This window comes from Pseudomonas sp. QLc11A (genome assembly GCF_052112305.1).
Lineage (GTDB): Bacteria > Pseudomonadota > Gammaproteobacteria > Pseudomonadales > Pseudomonadaceae > Aquipseudomonas > Aquipseudomonas laurylsulfatiphila.
Genome location: NZ_JAVAJJ010000007.1, coordinates 266,013 through 274,455, shown reverse-complemented (window position 1 = coordinate 274,455; position 8,443 = coordinate 266,013). Strand labels below are relative to the sequence as shown.

At 57.8% G+C, this 8,443-nt stretch carries 6 protein-coding genes; 1 reads left to right on the top strand and 5 read right to left on the bottom strand.

The genetic code is table 11. From position 1 onward, the window contains the following. Nucleotides 1-473: 473 nt before the first annotated feature. Both Q8X48_RS13450 and ptrR read right to left on the bottom strand, forming a co-directional pair. The gene (locus Q8X48_RS13450; protein WP_407800374.1) at nt 474-2,678 is read right to left on the bottom strand and encodes an OsmC domain/YcaO domain-containing protein; all 2,205 of its coding nucleotides are present in this window, start codon (nt 2,676-2,678) and stop codon (nt 474-476) included. A 77-nt stretch (nt 2,679-2,755) separates the two neighbouring features. Then, the gene (gene ptrR / locus Q8X48_RS13445; protein WP_007980886.1) at nt 2,756-3,634 is read right to left on the bottom strand and encodes a putrescine utilization regulator PtrR; all 879 of its coding nucleotides are present in this window, start codon (nt 3,632-3,634) and stop codon (nt 2,756-2,758) included. 100 nt (nt 3,635-3,734) lie between these two features. Here ptrR and Q8X48_RS13440 point away from each other — a divergent pair, with 100 nt between their 5' ends. Continuing rightward, the gene (locus Q8X48_RS13440; RefSeq protein WP_407800373.1) at nt 3,735-5,126 is read left to right on the top strand and encodes an aldehyde dehydrogenase family protein; all 1,392 of its coding nucleotides are present in this window, start codon (nt 3,735-3,737) and stop codon (nt 5,124-5,126) included. Between the two features lie 57 nt (nt 5,127-5,183). On the opposite strand, the gene Q8X48_RS13435 is transcribed toward Q8X48_RS13440, so the two are convergent. From Q8X48_RS13435 to Q8X48_RS13425, 3 genes are all read right to left on the bottom strand, one after another. After that, complete coding sequence (locus Q8X48_RS13435) at nt 5,184-5,372, bottom strand: hypothetical protein (RefSeq protein ID WP_015095786.1); 189 nt, start codon at nt 5,370-5,372, stop codon at nt 5,184-5,186. Between the two features lie 357 nt (nt 5,373-5,729). Next, nucleotides 5,730-6,854: an MFS transporter gene (locus Q8X48_RS13430; RefSeq protein ID WP_407800387.1), complete on the bottom strand. Its 1,125-nt coding sequence runs from the start codon at nt 6,852-6,854 to the stop codon at nt 5,730-5,732. A gap of 167 nt (nt 6,855-7,021) precedes the next feature. Further along, entirely contained in the window at nt 7,022-7,963 is a 942-nt protein-coding gene (locus Q8X48_RS13425; RefSeq protein ID WP_218486438.1) for a LysR family transcriptional regulator, read from the bottom strand. Nucleotides 7,964-8,443 lie beyond the last annotated feature (480 nt).

Here is an 8,443-nt window from a genome sequence, read left to right as displayed (position 1 = left end):
TGATTTTTTTCAGAAGTTTTCAAGGAATCCTTAACAACTTCAACCACTTGCGCTTTCGATCTCTCGTCAGCGGGAGGCGAATTCTACAGCGTTACTCGCTGCTGTCAACACCTCTTTTTCAACTTCCTTGGCGCTTCGATAAACTGAAGCAACCTGCTGCCGAAAACTGCGTAACTCTTTGTTTATCAAGGAGTTTTCCGTTTCGACTGCGCCGGAAGTGGGGCGAATTATAGACATCTGAAATCAGCCGTCAAGCACTGATTCAGGTTTTCTATCAATAACTTACAGAAGGCGCTAAAACGCCCCGAAGGAAGCCTGAAAGGAGTGGAAAAATGCGCCCTCTATATAGAAGAGCTTCCTCAACGCCAGCCGCTGCCCAGGTCATGGCCGAATAGCGAGCCCCCCGCACACGGAAAATTGTGCTGGCCATCAAAAAACAAAAAAGCACCCAAGGTGCTTTTTTGTCAGCGCTTTCAGCTGAATAACGTCGCCACCCCGGCCCGCGCCGTATGTAGCTTCTTATAGCTGTCGATCAGACGAAGGTGCCTGTCGAGGCCTTCCAGCTTCATGCTCGTCGGTGTCAGACCGTAGAAACGTACGCTGCCATCGACCGACCCTATCGCCGCATCCATCCGCTCGTCACCGAACATCCGGCGGAAGTTGACCTCGTAGTCGCTCAGTTCCAGATCATCGTCCAGCTGCATTTCCAGCACGACGTTCACCGCTTGATAAAACAGGCCGCGTTCGACGGTGTTGTCGTTGTACTGCAAGAAGGCTTCCACCAGATCCTTGGCCTGATCAAACTTCTGCAAGGCAAGATAAATCAGCAGCCTCAGCTCCAGGATCGTCAACTTGCCCCAAGGCGTGTTGTCGTCGAACTCGATGCCGATCAGGGTGGTGATGTCGGTGTAATCATCCAGCTCGCTGCTTTCCAGCCCCTGGGCCAGCGATCGCAGGCCGACTTTGCTCAGGCTGTGCAGATTCAGGATGTCGGCGCGGAACTGCAGCGCCTTGTTGGTGTTATCCCAAATCAAATCTTCGACTGGATAAATTTCCGAGTAATCCGGCACCAGAATGCGGCAGGCCTTGGCGCCGATATGCTCATAGACCGCCATGTACACTTCTTTGCCCATGTCTTCGAGAATGCCGAACAGAGTCGCGGCCTCTTCGGCATTGGAGTTTTCGCCTTGACCGGAGAAATCCCACTCAACGAATTCGAAGTCCGGCCTGGCACTGAAGAAGCGCCACGAGACCACACCGCTGGAGTCGATAAAGTGCTCCACGAAATTGTTTGGCTCAGTCACCGCCTGCCCTTCGAAGGTCGGCTGCGGCAGATCGTTCAGGCCTTCAAAACTGCGGCCCTGCAGCAGTTCCGTCAGGCTGCGTTCCAGCGCCACTTCCAGGCTTGGGTGCGCGCCGAACGAGGCAAATACGCCACCGGTACGCGGGTTCATCAAAGTGACGCACATCACCGGGAACTCCCCGCCCAGCGACGCATCCTTGACCAGCACCGGGAAGCCCTGCTCTTCCAGGGCCTGGATACCGGCCAGGATGCCCGGGTATTTCGCCAGTACTTCCTGCGGCACATCCGGCAGGGCCATTTCGCCTTCGAGGATTTCGCGTTTGACCGCGCGCTCAAAGATCTCCGACAGGCACTGCACCTGGGCTTCGGCCAGCGTGTTGCCGGCGCTCATGCCATTGCTCAGGAACAGGTTTTCGATCAGGTTGGACGGGAAGTACACCACCTCATTGTCCGACTGGCGCACGAACGGTAGCGAACAAATACCGCGCTGGGTGTTGCCGGAGTTGGTGTCGTACAGATGCGAACCACGCAACTCGCCATCCCGGTCGTAAACCTTCAGGCAGTACTCGTCGAGGATTTCAGTCGGCAGTTCGTCCTTCGGGCCCGGCTTGAACCAGCGCTCGTCCGGGTAATGCACAAACGCTGCGTTGGCGATGTCCTCCCCCCAGAACTGATCGTTATAGAAGAAGTTGCAGTTGAGCCGCTCGATAAACTCGCCCAGCGCCGATGCCAGCGCGCCTTCCTTGGTCGCGCCTTTGCCATTGGTAAAACACATCGGCGAGTGCGCATCGCGAATGTGCAGCGACCACACATTGGGAACGATGTTGCGCCACGAAGCGATTTCAATCTTCATGCCCAGGTCGGCCAGGATGCCCGACATGTTGGCGATGGTTTGCTCCAGCGGCAGGTCCTTGCCCGCAATGTAGGTACCCGCCTCGGAGGTCGAGTGCGGCATCAGCAGCGCCTGGGCATCGGCGTCGAGGTTTTCGACCTCTTCAATCACGAACTCAGGCCCGGTTTGCACCACCTTCTTTACCGTGCAGCGGTCAATGGAGCGCAAGATCCCCTGGCGGTCCTTGGCGGAGATGTCTGCTGGCAATTCGACCTGAATCTTGAAAATCTGGTTGTAGCGGTTTTCCGGGTCAACGATGTTGTTCTGCGACAGGCGGATATTTTCGGTGGGGATATTGCGAGTCTCGCAATACAACTTCACGAAGTACGCCGCACACAACGCCGACGAAGCCAGGAAATAATCGAACGGCCCCGGCGCCGAGCCATCACCCTTGTAGCGAATGGGTTGATCGGCGATCACAGTGAAGTCGTCGAACTTGGCCTCAAGTCGAAGGTTGTCGAGAAAGTTGACCTTGATTTCCATGTGCGATTACCAGAATAACGAGCTAAACGATTTGGCCGCCATTATCCGGTTTTTCAGCGCAGACCGTTAACTTTCCACTATTTATCGATCAACGCGACACCACGCTCCTCCAGCAAGCGCACAAACATCGTGAGGCTCTGCGACACCGTCCCCCTTCGCCACACCAGCCAGGTGCGCAGATAGCGGAACGACTCCGACAACGGCCAGACGCTGACCGTCGTACACCCCGGCATGCTTTCGAGCATGCTGCGTGGCATCAGCGCCAGACCGGCCCCGGCGCTGACGCAGGCCAGCATGCCGTGATAGGACTCCATTTCGAATATCTTGCCGGGCACCGCCGCGCCATTGGCAAACCAGCTTTCGAAATGATGGCGATAGGAGCAGTTGGAGCGGAAGGCATAGATGTTTTCGCCATTCACATCCTTGGCCCGATGAATCGGCTCATGATTGAGCGGTGCGATCAGGACCATCTCCTCCTCGAATGCCGGTACGCCTTCCAGCGCCGGATGCAACACCGGCCCATCGACAAATGCCGCGGCCAGCCGCCCCGACAGCACCCCGTCGATCATGGTCCCGGAGGGACCGGTGGACAGGTCCAGTTCGACCTTCGCGTGTTTCTGGTTATAGGCAGCCAATAGCTCCGGAATTCGTACCGCTGCAGTGCTTTCCAGCGAACCCAGGGCGAAGGCGCCTTGCGGCTCTTCACCCGCTACGGTGGCCCGCGCCTCCTGAACCAGGTCGAGAATGCGTCGAGCGTAATCCAGGAAACTCCAGCCGGCTGGCGACAAGCGCAGGCGACTCTTCTCGCGGATAAACAGATCCACACCCAGGTCCTGCTCGAGCTGCTTGATTCGGGTCGTGAGGTTCGATGGCACCCGGTGGATATGTTGGGCGGCAACGCTGATGCTGCCGTGCTCGGCGACAGCCTTGAAAATTTCGAGCTGGACCAGATCCAAGTCATTCTCCAAACGTGAACGTTATGCTCAGTATTATTCAGTTTCCATAAAACATATACCCCCATAACCTGAGCACATTCCTACCTAGCAGGACGGTGCCATGACCCACGTATCCAGCCTTACCCACGCCATTTCGATCAACCCGACCACGGGCGAGCAGATCGGCCAGTACCCTTTCGAATCCGATTCGGCATTACAGGCCGCGCTGGCGCGGGCCACTACCGGGTTTCGAGCCTGGCGCAGCAAACCGGTAGAGCAACGCGCGCAGCTGTTGATCAACCTCGGCCAGGCCTTGCGCAACAATGCAGAGGCCATGGCCAGCATGATCACCCTGGAAATGGGTAAGCCGATTGCTCAGGCCCGTGGCGAAATTGAAAAATGCGCACAGCTCTGCGAGTGGTACGCCGAACAGGGTCCCGCCATGCTCAGCGCAGAACCGACCCCGGTTGAAGGCGGCAAGGCACGCATTGAATATCGCCCGCTCGGCCCGATTCTCGCCGTCATGCCGTGGAACTTCCCCATCTGGCAAGTGCTGCGCGGCGCGGTCCCCACCCTGCTCGCCGGCAATACCTACGTGCTCAAGCACGCGCCCAACGTCATGGGCAGCGCCTACCTGCTGCTGGAGGCCGTCAAGCAGGCGGATTTTCCTGAAGGTGTCTTCGAGGTCATCAACGTCACTCCGGACGGTGTATCCAAGGCGATCGCCGATCCACGCATCGCGGCGGTCACCCTCACCGGTAGCGTGCGTGCAGGCATGGCCATCGGTGCCCAAGCCGGAGCCGCGCTGAAGAAATGCGTATTGGAGCTGGGCGGCTCCGACCCGTTTATCGTGCTCGACGACGCGGACCTCGATGAGGCGGTCAAAGCCGCCGTGATCGGGCGCTATCAAAACACCGGACAAGTCTGCGCCGCTGCCAAACGCCTGATTGTCGAGCAAGGCATTGCAGAGGAATTTACCCGCAAGTTCGTCGAGGCCACCCAACGACTGGTCGTCGGTGATCCACTCGCCTCCACCACTTACATCGGCCCGATGGCGCGCTTCGATCTGCGCGACGAACTGGACCAACAGGTGCGCGACACACTGGAAGAAGGCGCGACCTTGCTGCTGGGTGGAAAGAAGGTCGAAGGCACCGGCAACTACTACGAACCCACTGTACTGGGCGACGTGACCGATCAGATGACATCCTTCAGACAGGAGTTGTTTGGTCCCGTGGCTTCAATCATCACGGCCCGCGACGCCGCCCATGCGCTGGAACTGGCCAATGACAGCGAGTTCGGCCTCACCGCCACTATTTATACGCGCAATGGCGAACTCGCCCGGCAGATGGCTGGCGAACTTGAAACCGGCGGCGTATTCATCAACGGCTATAGCGCCAGCGATCCGCGTGTCAGTTTTGGAGGCGTGAAGAAGAGTGGCTTTGGCCGGGAACTCTCGCACTTCGGGGTGCGCGAGTTCTGTAATGCTCAGACGGTTTGGCTGGATCGGCGTTAAGGGCAATGCAGTGCTTCGATCTGGCTCAATCTGGCTCAACGAACGCAGCGCAAGCAGTCAGCCTGACATCGCGATCCTCAGCGCCACTGCTGCTTCAAGCAGCTTGTTCGCCTGGGTCGAGACAGCTGCAGCCATTTCTTCATCCCCTGCTTCTCTGAGCGTTGCAGCCAGATCGAGCAGCTTCCCCACCTCGGCCTCGATAGTGCGGACGGATTCGCCTATTTGGTATTTAAGTGAATGAGCCATCTCGATCAGACCTCGGACCGGATTAAAGACAAATCCCACCTGGGCGAATGCTCAAGTCATTGAGTTGCGTTTCACTGACCGCCATTCGATTGCCCCAAAACCATTGTGGAGTACTGAGCAGAGAGTATCGAAAGTTTTGATGTCGTGTCGTACTCCAGTAGCACTTGGCCCAACGGTTACGCCACGGTATTTCGTATTCAGCTGTCACACCTTCGTCACACCGATCAAGCACAATACGGACAGCCAAAGGGATTTGGCCCATCTACAGAAAGCCCGGCCCAGCGCCGGGCTTTTTACTTTCTGACCCATGTTCCCCAAGCCGGACGACTGATTCAGAGCGCAGGGTGGTTCGCTGGCTCAGCGCGGCTCTTTACACACCAGCCTAATGAGCAGCAAAACCAACAACACATTCAATACGGCCAGCGAGCTCAGGCCCGCAAGCACACCGCCAGCGCCCCAGGCCTGCAACAGGTAACCGCCCGCGAGCGGGGTCAAGGCTTGTCCAATGAGCGAAGGCCGAGCCATGCGCCCCATCAGCAACACATAATGGGTAGGCGACATGAGGGCCAGTGGCAGCAGGCCTCGAACGATCGCCCGCAAACCATTACCCGCGCCGTAGATCACCAGCCCCAGAGCGGTCATTGCCGGCGCGATAGTCACAAACAGCAGACCGATTGCCACGAACACCACGGAGATCAACGTCGTCCAGATCGGGTGACGCTTTCGCGAAAACACTTGTAGAACACGTGAACCGACCTGGCTCGGCCCCAGTAAAGCGCTCAGCCCGATGGCGGTTGCAAGCGAGTACCCCTGCCCCTGCAACAGTGAAATCAGCTGGACCGACATCGCCGTCATGATCACTGCACCCAACGCGAAAATCAGTGTGAGCAACAGGTAGATCCGCCGATCGATCAAGCGACCTTCATCACTCACTGCCTGGCTTTTTGTGAGTGCTCCCGCGCCCCGCGCCAGCACCCAGAGATATAGCGGTGCCACGGCAACGACCAATAACACCCCATAAGCCACGCACGTCGCGCGCCAGCCGAGGTGTTCGATGACCAGCGCAACCGCGGGCCATGACAGTGTTGTCGCAAACCCTGAAATGAGCGTAATCCCGGTAATCGCACTGCCCGCGCGCTCTCCATAGAGAGAACCTAAAGCGGCGAAAAGCGCTTCATACAGCCCCAGCGCCATACCGACGCCAATCACTGCCCACGACAAAAGAAACATCGGCAACGAGGTCGAACTGGCCATCAGAAACAACCCGATGGCGACGCCCAGGCCGCTACTGGCCAGGATGGGGCGGCCGCCGTACCGGCCGATAAGCCGGCTGGTCAACGGTGCCAGCATCGCGGAAACCAGGATGCTCAGGGACAGTGCGCCATACACCCATTGGCTGGCCCAGCCGGTCTCTTTCATGATCGGATCGGCCATGACGGCCATCAGGAAGAACGAACCTCCCCAGACCAGAACTTGCAGCATCCCCAAAATGAAAATGCCGAATACGCCAGGCAGTCGCGTTTGTTGGTTCAAGACAATGTCATCAGTAATCAGAAAAAAGCGGAAGTCGTGAGCAACCGCGCAACTGCGGATAATTGGGCGATTTGCACGGGGACGGGGCACTCGCAGCTAACAGATTCGCCGTTGACTCAAAGCATGTGTCCAGCCCAGATTTTGCGATTGACCAGATCGGCGGCAATCTCGATGAAGGCATCCCCGACAAATTTGGCGGCCGGACTGACACGCCTGTCGGCCGGAAAAACCTGAACAAGCTTGCGCATGGGAACGGGGTCGACCAAGGGGGCCGCACTGAGCACGCCTGCTTCGATTTGCGCGTAAATCGATGCCAAAGGCAAAGCGGTCAAACCGAAGCCATTACGGACCAGGTCGATCATGGCGCCGAAGGAGTCGGCTTCAACGCTGGTCTTGAGCTTGATCCCGACTTGACGCGCACAATCATCCAGAATCACGCGAAGGCTATGTCGAGCGCTTGGCAATACCAATTGCTGCTCAGCCAATGACTCGAACGACACCGGCGTATCAAGACGCAGGTTGGCGCTGGCGGGACCCACCAGCAGCAGATTTTCCATCATCACCGGCACGATACGCAGCGTATGCAGGGGTTGGGGATCGTAAGAAATCGCCAGCTCCAGTTCGCCACGTTGAACCCAATCGAGCAGATAGCCGCTGAAGGCAGAGGAAAACCTGACGGCGAGGTTCGGATGCGCCTCCTTGATCTTGCGTACCAATGGAACGGTGATAATCTGCGCGACCGTCGGCGTCGTGCCGATGACGACCGTTCCCCGAAAAGACGACTTTGCGCCCACAACAGAACTTCGAATGGACTCCATTTCCTCCATGATTCGGGTGGCATGTGCCAGCACTTCACGGCCGGCATCGGTGATCTCCATGCCTCGCCCATGTCGATCAAACAGGTAGGTGCCAAGCTCCTTTTCCAACAATCGAATTTGCCGGCTAAGTGCCGGTTGCGCGATGTGAAGACGATCCGAGGCCTTGCTGAGACTGCCCAGTTCGGCAACATGAATCAGGGTTTTGAGTTGAACGACATCCATTACCAGGCCAGTCAGCATCGGGCTCGACGCGTTATGCGGCGAAAGTGCTGTGAGTGTAATCGCATTTGTGCACCTTGGAATGGCCCGCAACCCCCGTGTCGTGCGGCCCCGGGACCTCCAAGCCGGCTGTAACCCCCGGCCCACCGGGGCTGCACGCCAAGCTATATAATTCAGGTATATCAGTTAGGCCTGCCTGACGGCTTATTACCCTCCCGACTCTGCGGTAGCGTGCAATCAACGTCGACGCCAGAGAGCGCTCGACTTACTACAAGAATAAGATTCGAGGGCTCGCGCCATGATGTTCAATGCTTCGTCTCACCCGTCCGATTTCCCCGGGCCACTACTGTTCGCCACGCTTGTGCATCCACCCTTCCCCTTCTCTACGGAAATCCGGCCGTGAGCGGGTTCACGCCTTTTCGTTAACCCCAAAACCCAACGAGTCAGTCTCGGACGCGCATCAGCGCGCTCCTCGTCTCCCCTCGCCTTGAAAAAAGGGTG

Coding starts and splice junctions, on each gene's coding strand:
- Q8X48_RS13440 (WP_407800373.1), top strand. CDS start 3,735: ATGACCCACGTATCCAGCCTTACCCACGCCATTTCGATCAACCCGACC.
- Q8X48_RS13430 (WP_407800387.1), bottom strand. CDS start 6,854: ATGCTGCAAGTTCTGGTCTGGGGAGGTTCGTTCTTCCTGATGGCCGTC.
- Q8X48_RS13450 (WP_407800374.1), bottom strand. CDS start 2,678: ATGGAAATCAAGGTCAACTTTCTCGACAACCTTCGACTTGAGGCCAAG.
- Q8X48_RS13435 (WP_015095786.1), bottom strand. CDS start 5,372: ATGGCTCATTCACTTAAATACCAAATAGGCGAATCCGTCCGCACTATC.
- Q8X48_RS13425 (WP_218486438.1), bottom strand. CDS start 7,963: ATGCTGACTGGCCTGGTAATGGATGTCGTTCAACTCAAAACCCTGATT.